The following is a 26,244-nucleotide window of genomic DNA, read 5'->3' as shown; positions in this document are numbered from 1 at the left end:
GGAGTCAATGATGCAGTTCTCTAAAATGCATGGCCTTGGCAACGACTTTATGGTCGTCGACGCGGTAACGCAGAATGTCTTTTTCTCACCAGAGCTGATCCGCCGGCTGGCGGATCGCCATCTGGGCGTCGGCTTCGATCAACTGCTGATCGTTGAGCCGCCTTACGATCCGGATCTCGACTTTCACTACCGGATCTACAACGCTGACGGCAGCGAAGTGTCTCAGTGCGGCAACGGTGCACGCTGCTTCGCCCGCTTTGTGCGGCTAAAGGGGTTGACTAACAAGCGCGATATCCGCGTTAGCACCGCCAATGGGCGGATGGTGCTGAGCGTCACGGAAGATGAGCTGGTGCGGGTTAATATGGGTGAGCCGAACTTTGATCCGGCCGCCGTTCCGTTTCGTGCGAACAAAGCGGAAAAAACCTATATCATGCGTGCAGCTGAACAGACCATTCTGTGCGGCGTCGTTTCGATGGGAAATCCGCACTGCGTGATTCAGGTAGACAATGTCGACACCGCCCCGGTCGAAACGCTGGGCCCGGTGCTGGAGAGCCACGAGCGCTTCCCGGAGCGCGCCAATATCGGCTTTATGCAGGTCGTTAAGCGCGAACATATTCGCCTGCGCGTCTTTGAACGCGGTGCGGGCGAGACCCAGGCCTGCGGCAGCGGCGCATGTGCGGCGGTAGCCGTGGGGATCCAACAAGGTTTACTGGCAGAAGAGGTACGCGTGGAGCTTCCAGGCGGCCGTCTTGATATCGCCTGGAAGGGACCGGGCCAGCCGCTGTTTATGACCGGCCCGGCAACACACGTCTACGACGGATTTATTCATCTATGAAGCACATTGAGGAAGAGCAGCAGGCGGCCCTGGCCGAACTTACCGATCGCGAGGTCGTTGATTACCTGCTGCGTAATCCTGAGTTTTTTATCCGCAACGCTCAGGCGGTGCAGATGATCGAAGTCCCGCACCCGGTGCGCGGCGCGGTATCGCTGGTTGAGTGGCAGATGGTGCGTGCGCGCAACCATATCAACGTGCTGGAAGAGAACATGACCCTGCTGATGGAGCAGGCGAGCAGTAATGAGGATCTCTTCTCCTGCCTGCTGCGTCTGCAGGGACAAATGGCCGCAGCCAGCAGTCTTGAAGATCTGCTGGTGCGCTTCCAGCGCTGGGCAAAAGAGATGGGTCTGGCTGGTGCCAGCATCCGTCTGTTCTCTGACCGCTGGCGCATTGGCGCGCCCTCTGACTTTACCCATCTGGCGCTGAGCCGTCAGGCCTTTGAGCCGCTGCGTATTCAGCGCCTGGGCCAGGAGAATCACTATCTGGGGCCGCTTAACGGACCTGAGCTGCTGCTCCTGCTCCCTGAGGCCCGTGCCATCGGCTCCGTGGCACTCTCTATGATGGGCCACGATGGCGATCTGGGGGTGATTATTTTCAGCAGCCGGGATGTGACCCATTACCACCCGGATCAGGGCACCCAGCTGTTACAGGAGGTAGCGGCAATGCTGCCTGAGCTGCTGGCGCGCTGGATTGAACGCATATGATCGACTCGCCGCTGCAGCCGCTGGTAACCCGCTTTCTGCGCTACCTGAGCGTCGAGCGGCAGCTGAGTCCGATCACCCTGCTGAACTACGAGCGCCAGCTCGCGGCCATCATCATGCTGGCGGACGAGAGCGGCGTGAAAAGCTGGCCGCAGTGCGATGCCGCCGTGGTGCGCAGCTTTGCGGTCAAGAGCCGACGTAAGGGGCTGGGGGCAGCAAGCCTGGCGCTGCGGCTCTCTGCCCTGCGCAGTTTTTTTGACTGGCTGGTGAGCCAGGGCGAGCTGGTCGCTAATCCGGCGAAGGGGATCTCAGCCCCGAAAGCGCCGCGCCACCTGCCGAAAAATATTGATGTCGATGACGTTAACCGCCTGCTGGATATCGATCTTAACGATCCGCTGGCCGTGCGCGACCGGGCAATGCTGGAGGTGATGTACGGCGCGGGTCTGCGTCTGTCTGAGCTGGTAAACCTGGACATCCGCCATCTTGATCTCGACACCGGTGAGGTATGGGTGTTGGGGAAAGGCAGTAAAGAGCGCCGTCTGCCGATAGGGCGCAACGCGGTAATCTGGGTTGAACACTGGCTGGATCTACGCGGGCTGTTTGGCACCGATGAGGACGCGCTGTTCCTGTCGAAGCTCGGCAAGCGTATTTCGGCGCGCAACGTGCAGAAGCGATTTGCCGAGTGGGGCATCAGGCAGGGGCTGAACAGCCACGTGCATCCGCATAAGCTGCGCCACTCCTTTGCCACCCATATGCTGGAGTCGAGCGGCGATCTGCGCGGCGTGCAGGAGCTGCTGGGCCACGCCAACTTATCCACCACCCAGATCTATACCCATCTCGATTTTCAACACCTTGCCTCAGTGTACGACGCGGCGCATCCACGCGCTAAACGGGGGAAATAATGCGTTTTTACCGCCCACTGGGTCAGATCTCCGCGCTGACCTTTGACCTTGATGACACCCTGTATGACAACCGTGAGGTGATCCTGCGGACCGAGCACGAGTCGCTAACCTTCGTGCAAAACTATCATCCTTCTCTTAGCCATCTGCAAAATACCGACTTTCACCGTCTGCGCCAGGCGCTGCGGGAAAGCGAGCCGGATATCTACCACGACGTCACGGAGTGGCGGCGGCGTGCGGTGGAGCGTGCCATGCTGGATGCCGGCCTGAGCGCGGAAGAGGCAGAGGAGGGGGCCACCGCGGCGATGGCAAACTTTGCTATCTGGCGCAGCCGGATCGACGTCCCCCAGGCAACGCACGATACGCTGGCGGCGCTGGCCAAAAAGTGGCCGCTGGTGGCGATCACCAACGGCAACGCGCAGCCGGAGCGGTTTGGCCTTGGCGACTACTTTGAATTTGTGCTGCGCGCTGGCCCCGACGGGCGCTCGAAGCCGCATCAGGATATGTACCATCTGGCGGCGGAGAAGCTCGACCTGCCGCTGGGAGAGATCCTGCACGTGGGTGATGACCTTACCACCGACGTGGCGGGGGCGATCCGCTGCGGGATGCAGGCCTGCTGGATCAAACCGGAAGGCGTTAGCCTGCTGACCGCTACCGACAGTCGCTTATTACCCCACGTTGAAATTTCCCGGTTGGCATCTCTGACCTCGCTGATATAATCACCAGATAATCTGTATATATTAACAGGGGTCCGTATGGCCCCTCTTCCCCGGCGGTGCCAATGGACGTTTCTTACCTGCTCGACAGCCTTAATGACAAACAGCGTGACGCCGTGGCCGCGTCGCGCAGCAATATGCTGGTGCTGGCGGGCGCAGGCAGCGGTAAGACACGCGTGCTGGTTCACCGTATCGCCTGGCTGCTGAGCGTAGAGAACTGCTCGCCGTACTCGATTATGGCGGTGACCTTTACCAATAAAGCGGCGGCAGAGATGCGTCACCGTATTGGCCAGCTGATGGGCACTACCCAGGGCGGCATGTGGGTCGGCACCTTCCACGGGCTGGCACACCGCCTGCTGCGCGCCCATCATCTGGACGCCAACCTGCCGCAGGATTTCCAGATCCTCGACAGCGAGGATCAGCTGCGCCTGCTGCGTCGTCTGATCAAGGCCATGAATCTTGACGAGAAGCAGTGGCCGCCGCGCCAGGCGATGTGGTACATCAACGGCCAGAAAGACGAGGGCATTCGCCCACACCATATTCAGAGCTTTGGTAACCCGGTTGAGCAGACCTGGCAGAAGGTTTATCAGGCCTATCAGGAGGCGTGCGATCGCGCCGGGCTGGTGGACTTCGCCGAGCTGCTGCTGCGCGCCCACGAGCTGTGGCTCAACAAGCCGCATATTCTCAACCACTACCGCGAGCGCTTTACCAACATCCTGGTGGATGAGTTCCAGGACACTAACAACATTCAGTACGCCTGGATCCGCCTGTTGGCAGGGGATACCGGCAAGGTGATGATCGTTGGCGATGACGACCAGTCCATCTACGGCTGGCGCGGCGCGCAGGTAGAGAACATCCAGCGCTTCCTCAACGACTTCCCCGGCGCAGAGACCATCCGCCTGGAGCAGAACTACCGCTCGACCAGCAACATCCTCAGCGCGGCTAACGCCCTGATTGAGAACAACAACGGTCGTCTTGGGAAAAAGCTCTGGACCGAGGGTCTCGATGGCGAGCTGATTTCGCTCTACTGCGCCTTCAACGAACTCGATGAAGCACGCTTCGTGGTTAACCGCATCAAGACCTGGCAGGAGAGCGGCGGCGCGCTGGAGCAGTGTGCCATTCTCTACCGCAGCAACGCCCAGTCGCGCGTGCTGGAAGAGGCCCTGCTACAGGTCGGCATGCCGTACCGTATCTATGGCGGCATGCGCTTCTTTGAACGCCAGGAGATCAAAGATTCGCTCTCCTATTTACGCCTGATTGCTAACCGCAACGACGACGCGGCCTTTGAGCGCGTGGTCAATACGCCAACGCGTGGTATTGGCGATCGCACCCTGGACGTGGTGCGCCAGGCGTCGCGCGATCGTCAGCTGACGCTGTGGCAGGCCAGCCGGGAGCTGTTGCAGGAGCGAGCCCTGGCCGGACGCGCGGCCAATGCACTCCAGCGTTTTCTTGAGCTTATCGACGCCCTGGCCCAGGAGACCGCCGATATGCCGCTGCACGTGCAGACCGACCGGGTGATTAAAGACTCCGGCCTGTGGATGATGTATGAGCAGGAGAAGGGCGAAAAGGGCCAGGCGCGTATCGAAAACTTAGAGGAGCTGGTGACGGCAACGCGCCAGTTCAGCTACAACGACGAAGAAGAAGATCTGATGCCGCTGCAGGCGTTTCTCTCCCACGCGGCGCTGGAAGCGGGCGAGGGGCAGGCCGATACCTGGCAGGATGCGGTGCAGCTGATGACCCTGCACTCGGCGAAAGGGCTGGAGTTTCCGCAGGTGTTTATCGTCGGCATGGAGGAGGGGATGTTCCCTAGCCAGATGTCTCTTGACGAAGGCGGTAGGCTGGAGGAGGAGCGCCGTCTGGCCTACGTGGGCGTGACCCGCGCTATGCAGAAGCTGACCTTGACCTATGCCGAAACCCGCCGTCTGTACGGCAAAGAGGTCTACCATCGTCCATCGCGCTTTATCGGCGAGCTGCCAGAGAACTGTGTGGAAGAGGTGCGCTTGCGCGCCAGCATCAGCCGCCCGGTGAACCATCAGCGGATGGGCACCCCGGTGGCGCAGAACGACTCCGGCTATAAGCTTGGCCAGCGCGTACGTCATCCCAAATTTGGCGAAGGCACCATCGTTAATCTCGAGGGCAGCGGCGAGCACAGCCGTCTGCAGGTGGCCTTCCAGGGCCAGGGGATCAAATGGCTGGTGGCCGCTTACGCCCGGCTGGAAGAAGTGTAACTTTCAGAAAAATATCACTATTTTGTAACACTCTGCTACCCTTAAACGCTGAAGGCCAATTATTGTTCTTCAGCGTTCCGTTGCGTGTTGACGCCATATTTTAGCTGGCGTAACATGCGCGCACGATCACGCTAAGAGGACATTCGCCTTGGACACACCCAGTAGATGCTGGCTCAATTCCCTGTCATTCAGGAACAACTCCTAAGGCTATCTCCTCGCGCTGATGGCCTTAGTGGTTGTCAGCGGCAATAATTCCCGTCGCGCTGAGTCAGGCTGTTTAATGGTCTGAAACCCAATTTGTTTCTGTGTGCCCACCGAACTGTCCGATAATTTTTGTATTGGGAGTCCCGGTCATGTTGAGCGCATTTCAACTGGAAAATAACCGTCTCACCCGTCTCGAGGTTGAAGAGGCACCTACCCTGATCGATGCGGTGTGGGTGGATCTGGTCGAGCCGGACGATGATGAACGTAACCGTGTGCAGACGGACCTCGGTCAGAGCCTGGCAACGCGTCCTGAACTGGAGGATATCGAAGCCTCCGCGCGTTTCTTTGAGGATGAGGACGGGCTGCATATCCACTCCTTCTTCTTTTTTGAAGATGCAGAGGATCACGCCGGTAACTCGACAGTGGCGTTCACCATTCGTGACGGCCGCCTGTTTACCCTGCGCGAGCGTGAGCTTCCAGCGTTTCGCCTCTACCGGATGCGCGCCCGCAGCCAGGCAATGGTTGACGGTAACGCCTACGAGCTGCTGCTCGATCTCTTTGAAACCAAAATCGAACAGCTGGCGGATGAGATTGAGAACATCTACAGCGACCTGGAGAAGCTGAGCCGCGTCATTATGGAAGGCCAGCAGGGCGATGAGTATGACGAGGCGCTCTCAGCGCTAGCAGAGCAGGAGGATATCGGCTGGAAGGTACGTCTGTGTCTGATGGATACCCAGCGTGCGCTGAACTTCCTGGTGCGTAAAGCGCGCCTGCCGGGTAGCCAGCTGGAACAGGCTCGCGAGATCCTGCGCGATATCGAATCCCTGCTGCCGCATAATGAGTCCCTGTTCCAGAAGGTCAACTTCCTGATGCAGGCGGCGATGGGCTTTATCAATATCGAGCAGAACCGCATTATTAAGATCTTCTCGGTGGTCTCGGTAGTGTTCCTGCCGCCGACGCTGGTGGCCTCCAGCTACGGGATGAACTTTGAGTTTATGCCTGAGCTGCACTGGAGCTTTGGTTATCCAGGCGCAATCGTCTTTATGATGCTTGCTGGCCTGGCACCCTATCTCTACTTTAAACGCAAAAACTGGCTGTAATCGTTCCAGATCGGGTGGCTTTACGCCACCCGACGTTATTACATCTTCCGCATCCGGCGCTGAGTATAGATAGCGTCCATCACGAACACCGCCAACGCCACCCAGATGAAACCAAAGGTCACCATCTTATCCATGCCCGGTACTTCACCATAGAAGGTGACTGCCAGCAGGAACATCAGCGTCGGGCCGATATACTGGAAAAAACCCAGCGTCGAAAGACGCAGACGGGTAGCCGCGCCGGTAAAGCAGAGCAGGGGGATAGTGGTCACCACGCCCGCCGCCATCAGCATCACGTTGAGCGTCCACGGATTATTTCCCATATGGCTGGTCGGGCTGTCAGCGATGCCAAATAGCCAGACGGCGGCGACCGGCAGTAGCCACAGGGTCTCTATCAGCATGCCGGTCTGGGCATCAACGGCAATCTTCTTACGCACCAGGCCGTAGAAGGCAAAGCTGAACGCCAGCGCCAGGGCGATGATCGGCAGTGAACCAAACGTCCAGAGCTGCACCAGTACACCGCAGCCAGCAAGGATCACCGCCAGCCACTGCATGCGACGGAAGCGCTCGCCAAGAAAGATCATCCCCAGCAGGATATTTACCAGCGGATTGATAAAGTAGCCGAGGCTGGCTTCCAGCATGTGATGGTTATTGACCGCCCAAATAAACAGCAGCCAGTTACCACCGATCAAGACCGCCGAGAGGGCCAGCAGCAGGATTTTCTTTGGCGTGTGTAGAAGGTTTTTGAGCCGTGACCACTGGCGGCTGACGCTGATCAGCACCACCATAAAAAAGAACGACCAGATGACCCGGTGGGTAAAGATCTCATTGGCGGGAACGTAGTCGATCAGCTTGAAGTACGCCGGTGCGATACCCCAAATAAAATAAGCGGCAAGAGCGAGTAGTACGCCCTGCCGCGTCTGCTTAGCATCCATCGGAACATCCAAATCCGTTAGCAAAAAAGTAACAGCATGTTACCCGATTTTACCGCCTCAACCTACCATGTAGGTGGCGGTGGCGCTGGCAATATAGATCTGCTCTTCGTTATGCAGCTCAACGCGAGCCACGGCAACTTTGTTACCCGCCCGCAGCAGGCTGCTGGTGGCGGTAAAGCGATTGCCCCGCCCGGGCCGCAGATAGTCGACACGCAGATCGATAGTGCCCATCTTTGCGAGGCGCGTGCGCAGCTCCTCTTCAGCAATAGTGTCATGGCGGGTGAGGGTGCTGCCAACGCAGACCAGCCCTGCCGCGACGTCCAGTGCAGAGGCGATCACCCCGCCGTGAAGGATGCTTTGCGCCCAGTTGCCGACCATCATCGGCTGGTTGTTAAAGCTAAGCTGGGCAAACGCTTTTTCGTAGCGCTCCAGCTCCAGCCCCAGCGCACGGTTAAAGGGCATGTGATAAACAAAAATTTCACCCACCAGCTGTAAAGCTTCCTCGGCGGTAAGAACGGCTGACATTATTTTATACGTCCGGTAGTTAATGAGTTGTTGATTTTATGCTTCTTAATTGTTGTTTTCCACTTTCAGAAACGATAGCTGCGCAGCGTTTATAGAAATATGTAAAATAGGTGTCTGAATATTACCCATTTCAACATTTTTGGTCAGGAGAGCAAAACCGATGCGGACGTATCTGCCCTGGTTTTTGTCAGCCATCGCACTGCCTTTTACAGCATTAGCGCAGGAAGCCACGGTTAAAGCAGTACACGATGCGCCAGCGGTCCGCGGCAGCATCATCGCGAATTTGTTACAGGAGCACGATAACCCCTTTACGCTCTATCCCTATGAGTCAAACTATCTGCTCTATACGGTAACCAGCGATCTCAACAAAGAGGCAATCAGTACCTATAACTGGTCCGACAATGCTCGCAAAGATGAGGTAAAATTCCAGCTCAGCCTGGCATTCCCGTTCTGGCGCGGTATCATGGGGCCGAACTCGGTACTGGGTGCGTCCTATACGCAGAAGTCCTGGTGGCAGCTCTCTAACAGCGGTGAGTCTTCGCCGTTTCGTGAAACCAACTACGAGCCGCAGCTGTTCCTTGGCTTCGCCACCGACTATGAGCTGGCAGGCTGGACGTTGCGCGACGTGGAGTTTGGATACAACCACGACTCTAACGGCCGCTCCGATCCCACCTCCCGCAGCTGGAACCGAATCTATAGCCGCCTGATGGCGCAGAATGCTAATTGGTTGGTAGAGGTGAAACCCTGGTATGTGGTGGGCGATACCGACGATAACCCGGATATCACCAAGTACATGGGCTACTACCAGCTCAAGATTGGCTACGAGCTGGGCGAGGCCATTCTGAGTGCCAAAGGGCAGTACAACTGGAATACCGGCTACGGCGGCGCCGAGCTGGGTCTAAGCTATCCGGTCACAAAGCATGTACGCTTGTATACCCAGGTTTACAGCGGTTATGGTGAATCATTAATTGATTACAACTTTAACCAGACACGCGTTGGCGTGGGCGTTATGCTTAACGATCTTTTTTAAGGCAGAGTCATTTTTTGAAGGCAGATGGGGTTAACGTGGCGCAGGCGGAAGTAATGAATCTGGAGTCGGGGGCAGTGCAGGTTTTGCGGGAGACCTTCGGCTACCAGCAGTTCCGCCCGGGTCAGCAGACCATCATTGAGACCGTGCTCGAGGGGCGCGACTGTCTGGTGGTAATGCCGACTGGCGGCGGGAAATCCCTCTGCTATCAAATTCCGGCCCTGGTGCAGGACGGGTTGACGGTGGTAGTCTCGCCGCTGATCTCTCTGATGAAAGATCAGGTCGACCAATTGCTCGCGAACGGCGTGGCGGCCGCCTGCCTGAACTCTACCCAGAGCCGAGAGGAGCAGCAGGCCATTATGGCGGGCTGCCGCAGCGGTCAGATCCGCCTGCTCTATATCGCGCCGGAACGTCTGATGCTGGATAACTTCCTTGAGCATCTCGCCCATTGGGATCCGCGTATGGTGGCGGTTGACGAGGCGCACTGTATCTCGCAGTGGGGTCACGATTTCCGGCCTGAGTATGCTGCGCTCGGCCAGCTGCGCGCCCGCTTCCCGTCCGTCCCCTTCATGGCGTTGACTGCAACGGCGGATGACACCACCCGCAGCGATATTGTGCACCTGCTCGGGCTGCGCGATCCGCTGATCCAGGTTAGCAGCTTCGACCGACCTAACATCCGCTATACGCTGCTGGAGAAATTTAAGCCGCTCGATCAGCTCCTGCGCTACGTTCAGGAGCAGCGTGGCAAATCTGGCATCATCTACTGCAACAGCCGCGCTAAGGTAGAGGATACCGCCGCGCGCTTACAGGCCCGTGGCTTTAGCGCTGGTGCCTACCATGCTGGTTTGGACAACAGCATTCGCGCCGACGTGCAGGAGAAGTTCCAGCGTGACGATCTGCAGATCGTAGTGGCTACCGTGGCGTTCGGGATGGGGATCAACAAACCCAACGTGCGCTTTGTGGTGCACTTTGATATTCCGCGCAACATTGAGTCCTACTATCAGGAGACCGGCCGCGCCGGGCGTGATGGCTTGCCTGCCGAGGCGATGCTTTTTTACGATCCGGCGGACATGGGCTGGCTACGTAAATGTCTGGAAGAGAAACCCCCGGGTCAGCTGCAGGATATCGAGCGTCACAAGCTCAACGCGATGGGGGCGTTTGCCGAAGCGCAGACCTGCCGCCGTCTGGTGCTGCTGAACTACTTTGGCGAAGGACGCCAGGAGCCATGCGGCAACTGCGATATCTGCCTCGACCCGCCGCGCCGCTACGACGGACTGGTGGACGCTCAGAAAGCACTCTCCGCTATCTACCGCGTCGGTCAGCGCTTTGGTATGGGCTATGTCGTAGAAGTGCTGCGCGGTGCGAATAACCAGCGTATTCGCGACATGGGCCATGACAAGCTCAAGATCTATGGCGAAGGCCGTGACCAGACAACGGAGCACTGGGTGAGCGTGATCCGCCAGCTTATCCACCTCGGCGTGGTGACACAAAATATCGCTCAGCACTCGGCGTTACAGCTTACCGAGGCCGCGCGCCCTTTCCTGCGTGGTGAAGTGCCGCTCCAGCTTGCCGTGCCGCGTGTCGTGGTGGTGAAGGCGCGAGCAAACCCGAAAGTCTTCGGCGGCAACTACGATCGCAAGCTGTTTGCCAAACTGCGCAAGCTGCGTAAGGCGATTGCTGATGAAGAGAATATTCCGCCCTATGTGGTGTTCAACGATGCCACACTGATCGAGATGGCCGAGCAGATGCCAATCACCGCCAGTGAGATGCTCAGCGTGAACGGCGTCGGGATGCGCAAGCTTGAGCGCTTCGGCAAGCCGTTTATGACGCTTATTCGTGAGCACGTCGACGGCGACGACGAGTAGTCAGCGGGGCGAAAAGGTGCCAGGATAGTAGCCTGATCAATCTTTCCCCACGAGTAATCTATGTTAACGCTATTTCTGACCGTGGCGCTGGTGCACCTGGTGGCGCTGATGAGTCCCGGCCCGGACTTCTTTTTTGTTTCGCAAACCGCCGTCAGCCGATCGCGCAAAGAGGCGATGATGGGCGTGCTGGGCATCACCCTCGGCGTCATGATCTGGGCAGGCGTGGCGCTGCTTGGACTCAATCTGATCCTCGAAAAAATGGCCTGGCTGCACACCATCATCATGGTCGGTGGCGGGCTCTATCTCTGCTGGATGGGCTACCAGATGCTGCGCGGGGCGCTGAAGAAAGAGGTCCTGAATGCGCCTGCACCGCAGGTTGAGCTGGCAACCGGCGGACGTAGCTTTGTGAAGGGGCTGCTGACTAACCTGGCGAATCCAAAGGCGATTATCTACTTCGGTTCGGTCTTCTCGCTTTTTGTGGGTGACAGCGTCGGTGAAACGGCACGCTGGGGCATTTTCGTCCTGATCGCGCTGGAGACCTTCGCCTGGTTTACTCTCGTGGCGAGCCTGTTTGCCCTGCCAGCGATGCGCCGCGGTTACCAGCGTATGGCGAAGTGGATCGACGGCGTAGCTGGCGCGCTCTTCACCGCCTTTGGCCTGCACCTGATTATTTCTCGTTAAGCATTCGCCCGTCTGGTTTTAACCGGGCGGGTCGCGTTTCAGTGTCGTAGCTGCTGAAGTTCGTCTTTTGACAGACCGGTGATCTTCATTATTGCCTCAGAATCGAGGCCCAGCCTGAGCATTGTTTCTGCAATTTCTTGTATGGCAACGCGTTTCCCTTCTTGCATGCCTTCATTGCGTAATTTCTCTGCAAACGTCATCAGTGTTTCTCCATGCTGCGGCACACGCTGTGCCAGTCCAAATAACAGTGTCTGAACGTCCTGTGCTTCCCCCGCCTGTGCGATGTAGTTTATCAGCGTGGTTATTTGTTGTCCGCTCATCTGCTCCAACATCAACAAAACTGTGAGCTTGTCCAAAAGCTGCGCCATATCGCGCTGGCGAATATGCTTCTGAATTAGCGTCAGGGCCGCTATGCTGCGGTGCTGCATGATCTCATCGTCGGGGATAACGGTGATATCCACCAAGGGAAAGGGCGTACTGTAAAGCTGACGAGCAATATCCGGATTGCTAAACGCCTCCAGCCAGTTCAGAGACCAGGGGTAAGGGCTGCGACGTCCCTGATAGAAGAGTATCGGGATCACCAGCGGTAGGGTTTTATGCCCCGCCTCAAGATGCCGATGCATTGCCGCTACTGCGTAGCGCATGAGACGAAACGCCATGAGTTTGTCCGGTGAGCTTTGATGTTCAATGAGAATGTGTACATAGCCACGCCCACAGACGGTCTCCAGCGAATAGAGAACGTCGCTGTAAAAGGGACGCAGGCTGTCTTCAATGAAGCTGCCCGACTCCAGATGCAGAGTATCAAGCTTACAGATGCGGATTAACGAGGGCGGGAGATGAATTTCGATGAAATCCCGTGCGGTTTCTACACGGGAAAGAAAGGTTTTAAATACTGCGTCATGCGGTGTCGCTGTCTCCGCCATCGTTCATCATCCTTGAATGGGAGTGTCTGGCGGCATTCTGACATTGGTCGCGCTGGGCCAACAGCGTAGAAAAAAGGAAACTACTCTGCCTGCGGGAAGCGTCGAGAGAGCATGGTCGAACGTGCAGCTTATTGCCCTGACGTTGCGAGCATGCTCCAGTGTTAATTAGGCGTGCCTTGCCGAGGCCAGCAGCGCCCCGACCAGCATAAACAGCGAGCCAAATACCCGGTTCAACGCTTTCATCTGGCGCGGTCCTTTGATCCATGCTGCGATACGCGTTGCCAGAGTGGCATAGCCAATCATCACGATGATATCCACCACAATGGTGGTGACGCCAAGCACCAGATACTGCATCACCTGGGGCTGATCCGGATTGATAAACTGCGGAAACAGCGCGGCGAGAAACACGATGCTTTTGGGGTTGGTGAGGTTCACGAAGACGGCACGTTTAAACAGGCGTCCGCGGGATTGAGCCTGTGCGAGGGTGTTGAGATCCAGCGCGCCAGCGGCCCGCCACTGCTGAATGCCCAGCCAGACCAGGTAGGCCGCACCCGCCCACTTCAGCACCTCAAAGGCCAGCAGCGATCGGGAGAAGAGCGTCCCGAGGCCAACGCCAACCAGGACGATATGGATTGCCAGACCGGCCTGCAAGCCGCTAATGGAGGCTGCTGCCCCTCGGTAGCCATGACTGATGGCGGTGGTCATGGTATTAATCGCGCCGGAGCCTGGCGAGAGGCTGAGGATGATTGAGGTAAGCAGATAGGCAAACCACCACTCGAAGGTCATGCGAAACTCCCTGAACGATATATTTTATGCAACAATACGCTATTGTTAACGTGTTGTATCACGAGTCATAAAAAAACAATTTTACAGACGACCGGGGGCGGAAACCCAATGTTTCGGCAGAAAAAGGGGTGGGAAACAAGAGAAAATGCCTTTGCGGCTTTCACGCACGGACCCTTGACCGATTTCTGGCGGCAGCGTGAAGAGGCTGAATTCACTGGCGTTGGCGATATTCCAGTGCGCTTCGTGCGCTTTCATGCCGCCGAGCACGATCGGGTAATCGTCGTCTGTCCTGGGCGTATTGAAAGCTACGTCAAGTACGCCGAGCTTGCCTACGATCTGTTCCATCTCGGGTTTGACGTGCTGATCATCGACCATCGTGGGCAGGGGCGTTCAGGTCGTATTCTGCCCGATAGACACCGTGGGCACGTTGATAACTTTGATGACTACGTTGACGATCTGCAGGCCTTCTGGCAGCAGGAGGTTGTGCCGGGCCCATGGCGTAAGCGTTATATTCTGGCACACTCGATGGGCGGGGCGATCGCCACGCTGCTGCTTCAGCGGCAGCCACAGCTTTGCGATGCGATCGCGCTCTGTGCGCCCATGTTTGGTATTGTTATCCGTCTGCCCGACTGGATGGTGCGCCATATCCTGAACTGGGCCGAAGGCTATCAGCCCTTCCGGGAGAGCTACGCACTGGGGACAGGGCGCTGGCATGCGCTGCCGTTTAGCATTAACGTGCTTACCCATAGCCGGGTACGCTACCAGCGAAACCTGCGCTGCTATGCTGACGATCCGCAGCTGCGCGTCGGCGGCCCAACTAACCACTGGGTACGAGAGGGTATTCTTGCCGGTGAAAAGGTGCTGGCGGGCGCGGCACAGGATGCGACGCCTATGCTCCTGCTTCAGGCAGAGGAGGAGCGCGTCGTCGATAACCGTATGCACGATCGTTTTTGTGAAATTCGCGCCGCAGCGGGCCATCCCTGTGAGGGAGAGAAGCCGCTGGTCATCAAAGGTGCGTACCATGAGATCCTTTTTGAAAAGGACGCCATGCGCTCAGTCGCGCTTAACGCCATCGTTGATTTTTTCGACAGGCATAACTAATCCGGCGGTTCGCCGCCTGACCAGAGGTTAAATTCTATTATGTATCAGGTTGTTGCGTCTGACTTAGATGGCACGCTGCTCTCACCCGACCACTCACTCTCCCCCTACGCTAAAGAGACGTTAAAGCTGCTGACCGCGCGCGGCGTCAACTTCGTTTTTGCCACTGGCCGTCACCATGTCGACGTAGGACAGATCCGCGATAAGCTGGGTATCAAAGCCTATATGATCACCTCTAACGGCGCGCGGGTGCACGATACCGATGGCAATCTGGTCTTTACGCATAATCTGGATCGCGAAATCGCTGAGGATCTGTTTGGCGTGATGCATCACGACCCGCACATCGATACTAACGTCTATCGTGACGACGAGTGGTTTATCAATCGCCACCGTCCGGATGAGATGCGCTTCTTCAAAGAGGCTGTCTTCCAGTATTCGCTCTATGAGCCGGGCCTGCTTGATCCGGAAGGGATCAGCAAAGTGTTCTTCACCTGCGATACTCATGAGCCGCTGCTGCCGCTGGAGCAGGCCATCAACGCCCGCTGGGGCGATCGCGTTAACGTCAGCTTCTCTACTCTGACTTGCCTTGAAGTGATGGCGGGCGGCGTCTCGAAAGGCCATGCGCTGGAGGCGGTCGCCACCGCGATGGGCCACACACTGAAAGAGTGCATCGCCTTTGGCGACGGGATGAACGACGCTGAGATGCTCTCCATGGCGGGTAAAGGCTGCATTATGGCTAACGCGCACCAGCGCCTGAAGGATCGCTATCCGCAGCTGGAAGTGATCGGCACCAACGGCGACAACGCGGTACCAAACTATCTGCGTAAGCTGTTTCTTGATTGATTAAACATTAATCAGCCGTCAACCGGTAACTCCGCTACAATGAGCGCTCATTAACCAACGAGACACTCATTGTGGCGTTACTGATTATCACCACCGTTCTGTGGGCCTTCTCCTTTAGCCTGTATGGCGAATACCTCGCCGGACATATCGACAGCTACTTCTCCGTGCTGATGCGCGTTGGGCTGGCGGCGCTGGTCTTTTTACCTTTCCTGCGCACGCGGGGTCATGGCCTGAAAACTATCGGTCTCTATATGCTGGTGGGGGCTATGCAGCTGGGCATCATGTATATGCTTAGCTTCCGCGCCTATCTCTACCTGACGGTCTCCGAGCTACTGCTGTTTACCGTCCTGACGCCGCTCTATATCACCCTGATTTACGATTTGATGAGCCGACGCCGGCTGCGCTGGGGCTATGCGCTGAGCGCGCTGCTGGCGGTAATTGGGGCAGGGATCATCCGCTACGATCAGGTCACCAACCACTTCTGGACCGGACTGCTGTTGGTACAGCTCTCTAACATCAGCTTCGCCATCGGTATGGTGGGCTACAAGCGCCTGATGGAGACCCGTCCAATGCCGCAGCATAACGCCTTTGCCTGGTTCTATCTGGGCGCGTTCCTGGTAGCGGTAGTGGCCTGGTTTTCGCTGGGCAACGCACAGAAGCTGCCGGAGACCACCTTACAGTGGAGCATTCTGGTGTTTCTCGGCGTGGTGGCGTCAGGGATTGGCTACTTCATGTGGAACTACGGCGCAACCCAGGTGGATGCCGGTACGCTCGGCATCATGAATAACATGCACGTCCCGGCAGGGCTGCTGGTCAATCTTGCCATCTGGCAGGAGCAGCCCCACTGGCCAAGCTTTATCCTTGGCGGGACAGTGATAGTGGCGTCCCTGTGGGTGCATCGCCGCTGGGTCGCTCCGCGCTCCGCACAAAAGGAAGGTGGTCGCACGCATGGTTCCGCGCTGAGCGAATAAACGCTTCCGTTACCGGCTGGCGCTGCTCGCCATCGCGCACCGCCGCGTACAGCCGGCTCCACAATCCTTCGCCCAGGGTCTTGGTCACGATCAGGCCCTGGCGCTCAAAGCTCTCCACCACCCAGTGCGGCAGTGCCGCAATACCCATTCGGGCCGCCACCATCTGGATCAGCAGCAGCGTGTTATCCACGCTCTTCACCATCGGATTGATGCCCGCCGGCTGTAGGAAGTGACGCCAGATATCCAACCTGCTGCGCTGCACCGGATAGATCAGCAGCGTTTCAGCGGCGATATCCTCTGGCGTAATGCGCGCCCGGTTCGCGAGGGGATGATCCGGGGCCAGTACCAGCCGCACTTCATAATCAAACATCGGCGAATAGTGTAGCCCGCTACGGGGCAAAATGTCTGAGGTCAGCACCACATCCAGCTCGCTCTGTTGCAACGCTGGCTGAGGATCGAAGGTGACGCCGGATTTGAAGTCCATCTCTACCTGCGGCCATTTTGCACGGAAATTCTCAAGCGCGGGGGTGAGCCACTGAATACAGCTGTGGCACTCAATGGCGATCCGCAGGGTGGTTTGCTGCGGCTCGTTACAATCCTGCAGCGCACGGCTAATCTGCGGTAGCACCTGGTTCGCCAGCTGCAACAAAATCTCGCCCTGCGGCGTAAAGCGCAGCGGCTGGCTTTTACGTACGAAGAGACGAAAGCCAAGGCGCTGTTCGAGATCGCTGAACTGGTGGGAGAGGGCGGACTGCGTCTGATGTAGCGTGGCCGCCGCTGCCGCCAGCGATCCGCTGTTCCGTAACGCCTGGAGCGTTTTCAGGTGTTTAATTTCGATCATGAAAGTCCTTCACTTCGCCATGAACATTTTGCGCTTGAGGAATATAAAGTACCTGTCGAATATAGATGTGTAAACATCTGGACGTCCAAAATCCTAAAATTCACAAGGGGCATACCATGACAGTACTGAATCACACCCTCGGTTTTCCTCGCATTGGTCTGCGTCGCGAGCTGAAGAAAGCGCAAGAGAGTTACTGGGCAGGTAATATCACGCAGGAGGCGCTGCTGGCGGTAGGCCGCGAGCTACGTGCTCGCCACTGGGATCAGCAGAAGCAGGCGGGCATCGATCTGCTGCCGGTGGGCGATTTCGCCTGGTACGACCATGTTCTGACTACCAGCCTGCTGCTTGGCAACGTGCCGGCTCGTCATCAGAACAGAGATGGATCGGTCGATATCGACACCCTGTTCCGCATTAGCCGGGGCCGCGCGCCAACGGGTGAGCCAGCGGCAGCGGCGGAAATGACCAAGTGGTTTAACACCAACTATCACTATATGGTACCGGAGTTCACTAAAGGGCAGCGGTTCACGCTAACCTGGACCCAACTGCTGGACGAAGTGGACGAGGCGCTGGCGCTGGGCCACAGGGTAAAACCCGTTCTACTGGGGCCGGTAACCTACCTGTGGCTGGGCAAGGTAAAAGGCGAACAGTTTGATCGCCTGAGCCTGCTGAATGATATTCTGCCGGTCTATCAGCAGGTGCTGGCCGAGCTGGCAAAACGCGGGATTGAGTGGGTACAGATCGACGAGCCCGCGCTGGTGCTGGAGCTGCCCCAGGCGTGGCTGGAGGCGTTCCAACCCGCCTATAGGGCGCTGTCAGGGCAGGTGAAGCTGCTGCTGACCACCTATTTCGAAGGCGTGACGCCAAACCTTGATACCATTGCCGGGCTGCCAGTGCAGGGTCTGCACGTTGACCTGGTGCACGGCAAGGATAACGTCGCCGAGCTGCATAGCCGTCTGCCCGCTGACTGGCTGCTCTCCGCCGGGCTGGTGAATGGCCGTAACGTCTGGCGGGCCGATCTCACCGAGAAATATGCCCCGGTTAAAGATATCGTCGGCCAGCGCGATCTGTGGATCGCCTCCTCCTGCTCGCTGCTGCACAGCCCCATCGATCTGAGCGTTGAAACGCGGCTGGATGCCGAGGTGAAGAGCTGGTTTGCCTTTGCCCTGCAAAAATGTCATGAGCTGGCCCTGCTGCGCGATGCCCTGAACAGCGGCGACACTGCGCCTCTGATTGAGTGGAGCGCCCCGATCCAGGCGCGCCGCGATTCGACCCGGGTACACAATACGGCGGTGGCGCAGCGTCTGGCGGCGATTACCGCTGAGGATAGCCAGCGCACGCGTCCCTACGCGGAGCGTGCGTTGGCCCAGCGGGCGCGATTCAACCTGCCCGCCTGGCCGACAACGACCATCGGCTCGTTCCCGCAGACCACCGAGATCCGCGGCCTGCGCCTGGACTTTAAGCAGGGGCGTTTAGACGCGGGCAACTACCGTACCGGTATCGCCGAACATATCAAGCAGGCGATTGCCGAGCAGGAGCGGCTGGGCCTTGACGTGCTGGTGCACGGTGAAGCCGAGCGTAACGACATGGTGGAGTATTTCGGCGAGCACCTGGATGGCTTTGTCTTCACTCAGAATGGCTGGGTTCAGAGCTACGGCTCCCGCTGCGTGAAGCCGCCGGTGGTGATCGGCGACGTTAGCCGCCCGGAGGCGATCACCGTTGAGTGGGCGAAATATGCTCAGTCCCTCACCGACAAGCCGGTAAAAGGGATGCTCACCGGGCCGGTGACCATTCTCTGCTGGTCTTTTCCGCGTGAAGACGTTAGCCGGGAAACCATTGCCAAACAGATCGCCCTGGCGTTACGGGATGAGGTAGCAGATCTGGAGGCGGCAGGCATCGGTATCATCCAGATTGATGAGCCTGCTTTGCGCGAAGGGCTGCCGCTGAAGCGCAGCGACTGGGATGCCTACCTGGCGTGGGGCGTGGAAGCCTTCCGTATCAACGCCGCGGTGGCGAAGGACGAGACGCAGATCCATACCCACATGTGTTACTGCGAATTCAACGATATCATGGACGCTATCGCCGCCCTGGATGCGGACGTGATCACCATTGAAACCTCGCGCTCGGATATGGAGCTGCTGGAGTCGTTTGAGGCCTTTGAATACCCAAATGAAATTGGACCGGGTGTGTATGACATTCACTCGCCAAACGTGCCGGACGTTGAGTGGATCGAGACCCTGCTGAAGAAGGCGGCGGATCGTATTCCAGCCGAGCGCCTGTGGGTTAACCCTGACTGTGGCCTGAAAACGCGCGGCTGGCCGGAGACCCGGGCGGCGTTGGCGAACATGGTGAAAGCGGCGCAGAACCTGCGTCAGGCGTAAGCTAATGATGCCGGGCGGCGCGAGCGCTGGCCCGGCCTACGTCTGGCTTAGCCACGCTGTTCCCATCTGCTTTATGACTGCATGCTGTCGTGGCGTCGGCGTCCGGTCGCTGATCACATAATCGAAATCCCCTACGCTGCCGTTCTGGCAGATCGCCGTCCGGCCAAACTTGGTGCTGTCCACCACCAGCACGCTCACCGCAGCGCTGGTTATGAGCGCCTGACGTGCCGCCACTTCATCATCGTTATAGTCATACAGCTCGCCCGCCTCGCCGATCCCGCCTACAGCGACCACCCCGACATCGACCCGATAGCGGCTGAAAAAGGTCTGGGCATCGCTGCCGATCACATCCAGATCGCGTTTGCGGACGCGCCCGCCCGCCACCGTCAGCTCGCAGGCGGCGAGACGGCTCAGCGCTCCGGCGGCGTGCAGGTTATTGGTGAATACCGCCAGCCGACTCTCCTCCGGCAGTGCCCGGGCCACCATCTCAACGGTGGTGCCGGTACCGAGAAAGCAGCTCTGGTAGTCGCCCAGCAGCAGCGCCGTGCGCTCGCCGATCCAGCGTTTGCCAGCAATATTGACGATCTCCCGCTGCTGATAGCCGATATTTTCGCGGGCGAAAGGGGTAACCATGCCGTGACGCCGCAGCAACAGTCCGCCTGAGGTGAGCATGCGCAGATCGCTACGCACGGTTTGCAGCGAGACGCCAAAGTGCTGCGCCAGCTGCTCAATGCTGCTTTCACCGTGCGCCGTCACCAGCTCGACAATTGCCGTGCGGCGGGATTCGGGGGTCATCATATGCTCCTGTTAGCACTCTTTCTCACAATGCTAGCGTGCGAATGTGAAATTATTACTACGAAAAAATATGGTCACATTTTTGTCAGATTTGCCTGTTTTAATCATCACAACGAAAATAGAGGGAAGAGACCATGAGTAAGCACACCGCGCTGGCAGCCGTTATCGTAACCGCGTTAAGCACACCGGCTTTCGCCGCTTCCACGCTGACGCTCTATACCAGCCAGCCGAACGAAGATGCCCAGATGACCGTCACCGCCTTCGAAAAGGCGCACCCGGACATTAAGGTCAAATGGATCCGCGATGGAACCACTAAGCTGACGGCGCGCCTGCAGGCCGAGCTGGTGGCAGGCGGTGCCGCACCGGACGTGCTGCTGATTGCCGACAGCGTTACCATGGAGGCTCTGAAAAAGCAGGATCTGCTGGCAGCCTATAAATCTCCCGAGGCCAGCCGCTACGATGCCCAGCTGTACGATCCGCAGGGCTACTACTACGGCACCAAGCTGATCACCACCGGGATTGCCTACAACACTCGCGCGCCGGTGAAGCCTGGCTCCTGGCAGGATCTGCTCAAGCCTGAACTTAAGAACATGACCACGCTGCCCAGCCCGCTCTACTCTGGCGCGGCGCAGATCCATATGGCGACGCTGATGAACGATCCGCAGCTCGGCTTTGCCTGGTACGAAAAGCTGAAGGCCAACGGCGCGATGCCGCAGAGCGGGAACGGCGCGGTGATGAATGCCATCACTTCCGGCAGCAAGGGCTATGGCGTGCTGGTGGACTACATGGCGATCCGCGAAAAAGCCAAGGGCGCACCGATTGAGTTTGTTTTCCCGAAAGAGGGGGTCAGCATCGTGACCGAACCGGTAGCGATGCTGAAGAATGCGAAAAACCCGGACGGGGCGAAAGCCTTTATCGACTTTGTGCTGTCGGATGCGGGTCAGCGCCTGGTGCTAAAGCAGGGTTACCTGCCCGCCGATGCGAGCCTCCCGGCGCCGGAAGGCTTCCCGGCGCGGGACAGCATCAAGCTGATGCCGTATGACCCGGCGAAGGCGCTGGCGGATACCGATGCCAATAAAAAACGCTTCGCCGATCTGTTTGGAAACCGCTAACTGATGACCACTATGACCCTCCGTCAACCCGCCAGCAGCGGTCCGCCGAAGGGGCTGCTCTGGCTGCTGCTTGGCCTGGTGGCGCTGCTAAGCCTGCTGCCGAGCCTGCGGCTGCTGGTCTCGGCACTGCTGGACTGGCAGCAGGGGAGCAGCAGCAGCCTGTGGCGGGTGCTCAGCAACCCAACCACCTGGACCGCGCTCTACAATAGCCTCTATACCAGCGGCCTCGGTACCCTGCTCTCACTGCTGCTGGGTGGGCTGTTTGCCTTCTGTCTCGCGCTGACTAACATCCGTCTCAAGCAGGTCTGGGTATTCCTGTTCATGCTGCCGATGATGATCCCACCCCAGGTGACAGCCCTGAGCTGGCTCCAGCTCTTCGGGCCGAGCAGCATTCTGCTTAACAGCCTCGGCATTGCGCCGTCGTTTGGCAGTGCCAATCCGCTCTACTCCCCCGAGGGGATCGCTCTGCTACTGGGGATCCAGCACGCGCCGCTGGTCTTCCTGGCCCTGCGCACCCAGCTTCAGTGCCTGCCGAAAGAGCAGATCGAGGCCGCACGGCTCAATGGCGCTTCGCTGTGGCGGGTGTTTATCGACATCGTGCTGCCGCTGTGCCGTACCGCGCTGTGGGCCGGGGCGGCGATAGCCTTCGTCTCTGCGCTGGGCAACTTTGGTATTCCGGCAATGCTCGGCATCCCCATCTCCTACTTCGTGCTGCCAATTCAGATCTACCAGTCGTTGTCGAGCTTCGGGCCGTCGATGCTCAGCGACGTGGCGGCACTGTCGGTGCTAATGGGCGTGCTGGCAATCGGCATCGTCTCCCTGCAGGGCTATCTCCAGCGTCGCCACGCGCTGCCGCTGATCGGTATGGCCGGGCGGGCGCTCGATTTCCAGCTTGGCAGGTGGCGTCTTGCCACCGAGCTGCTGCTGGGCGCGGTGCTGGCCGCTATTCTGCTGGCCCCGCTGCTGGCGCTGGTTGCTACCTCACTGGTGCCGACTCTCGGCGTACCGCTGACGGCCAGGACCCTGACCTTTAACGCTTACCACGCGATGCCGGAGAGCGGCAGTGCCACCTGGCGCGCGCTGAGCAACAGCCTGCTGCTCTCGGTCTCTGCCGCGCTGGTACTGATGCTGCTGAGCCTGCCGCTGGCGTGGCTGCTGGTGCGTTTTCCAGCACGTCCGCTGCGCTGGCTGCACAGCGCGATCGACATTCCCTATACCTTGCCGGGAGTGGTGCTGGCCATCGCCTGCATCCTGCTGTTCGCCCGTCCGCTGCCCATTATCGGCATCAGCCTGAGCGGTACGCTGCTGATCATCTTCTTCGCCTACCTGGCGCGCTTTCTCACCGTCTGCCTGAAGCCGCTGCACAACAGCATGCTGCAACTCGATCCGGCGATGGAGGAGGCGGCCAGCCTGGCGGGAGCCAACTTCTCCCAGCGGCTGCGGCATATCGTGCTGCCGCTGCTGGCCCCGGCGGCCTTCGCTGGCGCACTGCTGGTATTTCTGACGGCGGTAAACGAGCTGACCGTCTCGGCGCTGCTGTGGAGTGCGGGCAAGGAGACCCTTGGCGTAGTGATTTTTAACCTTGATGAGAGCGGCGATAAGGTGCTGGCCTCTGCCATCTCGGTGATGGTCGTCGCGCTGGTAGCGCTGGTGATGCTGATGCTGAGCGGCCTTGGCCGCTATCTACCCAAAGGAGTGATCCCGTGGCAGAACTGAAGCTGGAGAGCCTGAGTAAAACGTTCGGCGACCAGACCGTGGTGCGCGACCTGAACCTGACCATTCCCGAAGGCGCATTTACGGCGCTGCTCGGGCCAAGCGGCTGCGGGAAAACTACCACGCTGCGTATTCTGGCCGGGCTGGAGCGGCTCTCCGAGGGCCGTCTGATGCTGGGCAACCGGCTGCTGGCCGATGCCACCACTCATTTGCCGCCGGAGGCGCGCAACATGGGGATGGTGTTTCAATCCTATGCCCTCTGGCCGCATATGACGGTAGCGGAGAACGTTGGCTATCCGCTGAAGCTGAAAAAAGTGAACGGCGCGGCACGGCATAAACAGGTGATGGCTGCCCTTGAGGTGGTGGAGCTAGGGGCGTATGCCGACCGTTCGCCACAGGAGCTGAGCGGTGGCCAGCGGCAGCGCGTGGCGCTGGCGCGCTGCCTGGTCTCCGAGCCGCAGGTGGTGCTGCTTGACGAGCCGCTGGCGAATCTCGACCGTCATCTGCGGGCCACCATGGAGCAGACCTTCCGCGAATTTCATCGCCGCACCGGGGCAACCTTTGTCTACGTCACCCACGATCAGGCGGAGGCGATGGCGCTTGCCAGCCATATCGCCGTGATGCATCGGGGCGAGCTGATGCAGTGGGGAACGCCGCAGGAACTCTATCAGCAGCCGCGCAGCGCATGGGTTGCGGGCTTTATTGGTAAGGGCAGCGTGCTGAACCTGGCGAGCGCGACGCCGGATCGCTATCTGGATGGCATACAGCTTCATCATGGGCTGAGCGTGAGCGGTGGCGTGCGCCACCCGGTGCTGGTGCGTCCCGAGCATGTTGAAATAGGTGAGGGCGGCCTTGCCGCTACCGTTGAAAACTGCATCTATCAGGGGGAGCGCTACCTGCTGGCGCTGCGCCTGGCCGATGGGCAGCGGCTCACAGCCTTCCATCACCTGCCGCTGCACGAGCAGCAGCTGACCGCCGTGCGCCTGCATCAGGGCTGGCGGCTGGAGGCGGCGTGACGGCGCAGATTGAGATTATTAGCGGGCTACATGACAAAACGCCCGCCGCCATTCTGGTGACCACCCCCACGCAGCGCATTCTGCTGGACGCCGGGGGCTCGCTGGAGCCGGGAGCCGATGACTGGCCAATGCCGGATCGGCTGGATGCCGTGCTGCTCAGCCACGATCATATCGATCATATTGCCGGACTGGCACGGTTGCCCGCCTCGGTGCCGATCTACTGTAGCGCCGTAACGGCCCGCGCGCTGCCGACGGGATCGAATGTTCACCCGATACCTGTGCGCGGCCAATTCTCCCTCGGCGAATTGACGGTTACCACCGGCAGCAGCGGCCATGCCTGGGGTGGGATCTGGTTCCACCTCGATGTGCCGGGGGGGCTGTTCTACAGCGGCGACGTTAGCCTGGAGTCAGCGCTGTTTCATTTCGACCCGCCCCCGCCTGCGGCGGTCGCGCTGATGGACGCCTCGTATGGCCTGTACGATATGCCCCAGCATCAGCAGCTTGAGGCTCTGTGGCTGCACGTGCAGCGACCTGTGCTCTGTCCGGTTCCGCCCTCCGGACGGGCGGTGGAGATAGCTCTGCTGCTGGCGCGGCGAGGCATGAATGACGTGGTGATGGATGACGCCTGCCGCGAGATGCTGACCCTGATGGCGGAGCATAACGACGGCAGCCTGATCCCCGGCGTAGAGCGTGAGCTGCGGCAGCGGGTAAGTAACCTGCCATCGTTTACCGCTGACGCGCCGATCATTCTGGCCGCCGACCCGGATGGGCAGCATGGCATAGCGGGCGAACTGCGGCGGCGCGCTGATTTCCATCACCGCACCCTGTTTACCGGTCATATGAATCACCGCGCCCGCGAGCAGCATCAACGAGGCGAGGTCGATTTCTGCCGCTGGAACGTTCATCCCACGCGTCGCTGCTTACAAAAGCTGGTAGCGATGCTGGACTGTCGCCAGCTGGTGCCGCTGTTTACCCCTGTTGATGACGCCGTGCTCTGGCAGCAGACGCTGGGCTGCGACATTCTCACCCAGCCCCGTTTCAGGATAAAACATGACGCTACTGCCTAAGCCTTTTGTCTTTGTTCGCCACGGTGAGACGCCGCTCAACCGCGATCGCCTGATTGGTGGGCGCACCGAAGTACCGCTCACGGCAACGGGCGAGCAGCAGGCCCGCGATGCCTCGCCGCTGCTGTTAAACCGCTCATGGAGCATCGTCGCCGTCAGTCCGCAGCAGCGCGCCCGGCGTACCGCAGAGCTGGCGCTGCCCGGCGCATCATTGACCCTGGTTGCCGACCTGCGCGAGCGGGACTGGGGCGATCTTGAGTGCCGTCCCCTTAGCGAGCAGACACCCTACGAGGAGACGCCGCCGAACGGTGAAGCCTGGCTGCCTTTCTGTAGGCGCGTGACCGATGCCCTGAACGCCCTGCTGGCGGAGTACGACACGCCATTGGTGGTGGCTCACTCCGGGGTATTCCGCGTGATCCGCATGCTGGCGACTGGCTCTCCCCGTGGTGAGCGGGTCGGCAACGTTGCCCCGCTCTGGATCCTGCCCGGCGCTACCCCTGACGACTGGAAAATTATTCCGCTGGAGAAGATGAATGCTGACTGAACAGTGTGTGATTGTAGATATTGACGGTACCCTCGCCGAGTTTGATGCCGAGGCGGTACGCGAGTGGGTATTAGGCCCGGAAAAGCAGTGGCAGCCCTTTTTTGCTCATATGGCGGAGGCGCTGCCGAGCGTGGCCATCAGCCGTCTGGTGGGGCTGCTCAGCGCCCAGCAGCAGAAGATTGTGATCTGCAGCGGGCGGCCCGCCAGCTTTCAGCGCCACACCCAGGAGTGGCTGGAGCGGCACTGTATCCCTTTTGATGCGCTCTATCTTCGACCGGAGGGAGAGGATACGCTCCCGGATGAGGTAGTGAAAAAAACGCTGCTGGAACAGATAAAAGCGGACGGCTACGCCCCCTGGCTGGTGATCGACGATCGTCAGGCGGTGGTAGATTTCTGGCGTGCGGAGGGATTGACCTGTCTGCAGTGTGCGCCGGGCGATTTTTAAGC

The 26,244-nt window shown here is 59.1% G+C and carries 26 protein-coding genes; 20 read left to right on the top strand and 6 right to left on the bottom strand.

Features of this window, described 5'->3' with window-relative positions; genetic code table 11:
- Positions 1 to 10 precede the first annotated feature (10 nt).
- The 7 genes from dapF to corA all read left to right on the top strand — a co-directional run bounded on the left by dapF (position 11) and on the right by corA (position 6,683).
- Positions 11 to 835 (top strand): diaminopimelate epimerase, encoded by an 825-nt coding sequence (gene dapF / locus RTM13_RS17930; RefSeq protein WP_312213835.1) that lies wholly within the window; start codon positions 11 to 13, stop codon positions 833 to 835.
- Positions 832 to 1,539 carry a DUF484 domain-containing protein gene (locus tag RTM13_RS17925; protein WP_312213833.1) on the top strand — a complete coding sequence of 236 codons (708 nt, stop codon included), beginning with the start codon at positions 832 to 834 and terminating at the stop codon, positions 1,537 to 1,539. Before dapF ends, RTM13_RS17925 begins: the two co-directional genes overlap by 4 nt.
- Positions 1,536 to 2,438, top strand: a complete 903-nt coding sequence (gene xerC / locus RTM13_RS17920) for a tyrosine recombinase XerC (protein WP_312213831.1) — start codon at positions 1,536 to 1,538, stop codon at positions 2,436 to 2,438. Before RTM13_RS17925 ends, xerC begins: the two co-directional genes overlap by 4 nt.
- Complete coding sequence (yigB, locus tag RTM13_RS17915) at positions 2,438 to 3,154, top strand: 5-amino-6-(5-phospho-D-ribitylamino)uracil phosphatase YigB (RefSeq protein ID WP_312213829.1); 717 nt, start codon at positions 2,438 to 2,440, stop codon at positions 3,152 to 3,154. The genes xerC and yigB overlap by 1 nt, the downstream gene beginning before the upstream one ends.
- A gap of 62 nt (positions 3,155 to 3,216) precedes the next feature.
- Positions 3,217 to 5,379: a DNA helicase II gene (gene uvrD / locus RTM13_RS17910; RefSeq protein ID WP_312213827.1), complete on the top strand. Its 2,163-nt coding sequence runs from the start codon at positions 3,217 to 3,219 to the stop codon at positions 5,377 to 5,379.
- Between the two features lie 148 nt (positions 5,380 to 5,527).
- Positions 5,528 to 5,584: a YsgD/CorL family protein gene (gene ysgD / locus RTM13_RS20250; RefSeq protein WP_353621329.1), complete on the top strand. Its 57-nt coding sequence runs from the start codon at positions 5,528 to 5,530 to the stop codon at positions 5,582 to 5,584.
- A gap of 148 nt (positions 5,585 to 5,732) precedes the next feature.
- Complete coding sequence (corA, locus tag RTM13_RS17905; RefSeq protein ID WP_222889085.1) at positions 5,733 to 6,683, top strand: magnesium/cobalt transporter CorA; 951 nt, start codon at positions 5,733 to 5,735, stop codon at positions 6,681 to 6,683.
- A gap of 38 nt (positions 6,684 to 6,721) precedes the next feature.
- Here corA and rarD read toward each other — a convergent pair whose 3' ends face one another.
- Together rarD and yigI are read right to left on the bottom strand one after the other, a co-directional pair.
- A complete protein-coding gene (gene rarD / locus RTM13_RS17900) occupies positions 6,722 to 7,615 on the bottom strand; it encodes an EamA family transporter RarD (RefSeq protein ID WP_312213825.1) in 894 nt (297 codons plus the stop codon).
- Positions 7,616 to 7,672: 57 nt separating this feature from the next.
- Positions 7,673 to 8,140, bottom strand: coding sequence for an acyl-CoA thioesterase YigI (gene yigI / locus RTM13_RS17895; RefSeq protein ID WP_312213823.1), 468 nt, complete (start codon positions 8,138 to 8,140; stop codon positions 7,673 to 7,675).
- A gap of 160 nt (positions 8,141 to 8,300) precedes the next feature.
- On the opposite strand from yigI, the gene pldA reads away from it, so the two are divergent.
- Genes pldA through rhtC form a run of 3 tightly spaced genes read left to right on the top strand, consistent with a single transcriptional unit; the run spans position 8,301 to position 11,713 of the window.
- The gene (gene pldA / locus RTM13_RS17890) at positions 8,301 to 9,170 is read left to right on the top strand and encodes a phospholipase A (RefSeq protein WP_312213821.1); all 870 of its coding nucleotides are present in this window, start codon (positions 8,301 to 8,303) and stop codon (positions 9,168 to 9,170) included.
- 35 nt (positions 9,171 to 9,205) lie between these two features.
- A complete protein-coding gene (recQ, locus tag RTM13_RS17885; protein WP_312213899.1) occupies positions 9,206 to 11,032 on the top strand; it encodes an ATP-dependent DNA helicase RecQ in 1,827 nt (608 codons plus the stop codon).
- A 60-nt stretch (positions 11,033 to 11,092) separates the two neighbouring features.
- On the top strand, positions 11,093 to 11,713 hold the full coding sequence (gene rhtC, locus RTM13_RS17880) for a threonine export protein RhtC (protein ID WP_312213819.1): 621 nt from the start codon (positions 11,093 to 11,095) through the stop codon (positions 11,711 to 11,713).
- A gap of 38 nt (positions 11,714 to 11,751) precedes the next feature.
- Here the strand turns inward: rhtC and RTM13_RS17875 are convergent, their stop codons facing one another.
- Both RTM13_RS17875 and rhtB read right to left on the bottom strand, forming a co-directional pair.
- Complete coding sequence (locus RTM13_RS17875; protein ID WP_312213817.1) at positions 11,752 to 12,636, bottom strand: Rpn family recombination-promoting nuclease/putative transposase; 885 nt, start codon at positions 12,634 to 12,636, stop codon at positions 11,752 to 11,754.
- A 165-nt stretch (positions 12,637 to 12,801) separates the two neighbouring features.
- Complete coding sequence (gene rhtB, locus RTM13_RS17870; protein WP_312213816.1) at positions 12,802 to 13,422, bottom strand: homoserine/homoserine lactone efflux protein; 621 nt, start codon at positions 13,420 to 13,422, stop codon at positions 12,802 to 12,804.
- Positions 13,423 to 13,530: 108 nt separating this feature from the next.
- Between rhtB and pldB the strand changes: the two genes are divergently transcribed.
- The 3 genes from pldB (at position 13,531) to RTM13_RS17855 (ending at position 16,334) form a co-directional block, all read left to right on the top strand.
- Positions 13,531 to 14,523, top strand: a complete 993-nt coding sequence (gene pldB, locus RTM13_RS17865) for a lysophospholipase L2 (protein WP_312213814.1) — start codon at positions 13,531 to 13,533, stop codon at positions 14,521 to 14,523.
- Between the two features lie 39 nt (positions 14,524 to 14,562).
- Positions 14,563 to 15,363, top strand: a complete 801-nt coding sequence (gene yigL / locus RTM13_RS17860) for a sugar/pyridoxal phosphate phosphatase YigL (protein WP_312213812.1) — start codon at positions 14,563 to 14,565, stop codon at positions 15,361 to 15,363.
- A gap of 71 nt (positions 15,364 to 15,434) precedes the next feature.
- Positions 15,435 to 16,334: a carboxylate/amino acid/amine transporter gene (locus tag RTM13_RS17855; RefSeq protein WP_312213810.1), complete on the top strand. Its 900-nt coding sequence runs from the start codon at positions 15,435 to 15,437 to the stop codon at positions 16,332 to 16,334.
- On the opposite strand, the gene metR is transcribed toward RTM13_RS17855, so the two are convergent.
- Entirely contained in the window at positions 16,219 to 17,175 is a 957-nt protein-coding gene (gene metR, locus RTM13_RS17850) for an HTH-type transcriptional regulator MetR (RefSeq protein ID WP_312213809.1), read from the bottom strand. The genes RTM13_RS17855 and metR overlap by 116 nt on opposite strands.
- A 116-nt stretch (positions 17,176 to 17,291) precedes the next feature.
- On the opposite strand from metR, the gene metE reads away from it, so the two are divergent.
- Positions 17,292 to 19,553 (top strand): 5-methyltetrahydropteroyltriglutamate--homocysteine S-methyltransferase, encoded by a 2,262-nt coding sequence (gene metE, locus RTM13_RS17845; protein ID WP_312213807.1) that lies wholly within the window; start codon positions 17,292 to 17,294, stop codon positions 19,551 to 19,553.
- Positions 19,554 to 19,589: 36 nt separating this feature from the next.
- On the opposite strand, the gene RTM13_RS17840 is transcribed toward metE, so the two are convergent.
- Complete coding sequence (locus RTM13_RS17840) at positions 19,590 to 20,351, bottom strand: DeoR/GlpR family DNA-binding transcription regulator (protein ID WP_312213805.1); 762 nt, start codon at positions 20,349 to 20,351, stop codon at positions 19,590 to 19,592.
- A gap of 131 nt (positions 20,352 to 20,482) precedes the next feature.
- On the opposite strand from RTM13_RS17840, the gene RTM13_RS17835 reads away from it, so the two are divergent.
- The 6 genes from RTM13_RS17835 to RTM13_RS17810 are packed head-to-tail and all read left to right on the top strand — an operon-like array spanning position 20,483 to position 26,242.
- The gene (locus tag RTM13_RS17835) at positions 20,483 to 21,460 is read left to right on the top strand and encodes an ABC transporter substrate-binding protein (RefSeq protein WP_312213804.1); all 978 of its coding nucleotides are present in this window, start codon (positions 20,483 to 20,485) and stop codon (positions 21,458 to 21,460) included.
- Between the two features lie 3 nt (positions 21,461 to 21,463).
- A complete protein-coding gene (locus RTM13_RS17830; protein WP_312213803.1) occupies positions 21,464 to 23,176 on the top strand; it encodes an iron ABC transporter permease in 1,713 nt (570 codons plus the stop codon).
- On the top strand, positions 23,164 to 24,189 hold the full coding sequence (locus RTM13_RS17825; protein ID WP_312213802.1) for an ABC transporter ATP-binding protein: 1,026 nt from the start codon (positions 23,164 to 23,166) through the stop codon (positions 24,187 to 24,189). The genes RTM13_RS17830 and RTM13_RS17825 overlap by 13 nt, the downstream gene beginning before the upstream one ends.
- On the top strand, positions 24,186 to 25,256 hold the full coding sequence (locus RTM13_RS17820; RefSeq protein ID WP_312213800.1) for an MBL fold metallo-hydrolase: 1,071 nt from the start codon (positions 24,186 to 24,188) through the stop codon (positions 25,254 to 25,256). The genes RTM13_RS17825 and RTM13_RS17820 overlap by 4 nt, the downstream gene beginning before the upstream one ends.
- Entirely contained in the window at positions 25,240 to 25,797 is a 558-nt protein-coding gene (locus tag RTM13_RS17815; RefSeq protein WP_312213798.1) for a histidine phosphatase family protein, read from the top strand. The genes RTM13_RS17820 and RTM13_RS17815 overlap by 17 nt, the downstream gene beginning before the upstream one ends.
- Positions 25,787 to 26,242 carry a hypothetical protein gene (locus RTM13_RS17810; protein WP_312213796.1) on the top strand — a complete coding sequence of 152 codons (456 nt, stop codon included), beginning with the start codon at positions 25,787 to 25,789 and terminating at the stop codon, positions 26,240 to 26,242. The genes RTM13_RS17815 and RTM13_RS17810 overlap by 11 nt, the downstream gene beginning before the upstream one ends.
- Positions 26,243 to 26,244 lie beyond the last annotated feature (2 nt).

It is taken from the genome of Pseudescherichia sp. (assembly GCF_031979925.1).
Taxonomy (GTDB): Bacteria; Pseudomonadota; Gammaproteobacteria; order Enterobacterales; family Enterobacteriaceae; genus Pseudescherichia.
Note: the sequence above shows the minus strand (reverse complement) of the source record. Positions and strands in the feature narration are given on the sequence as shown.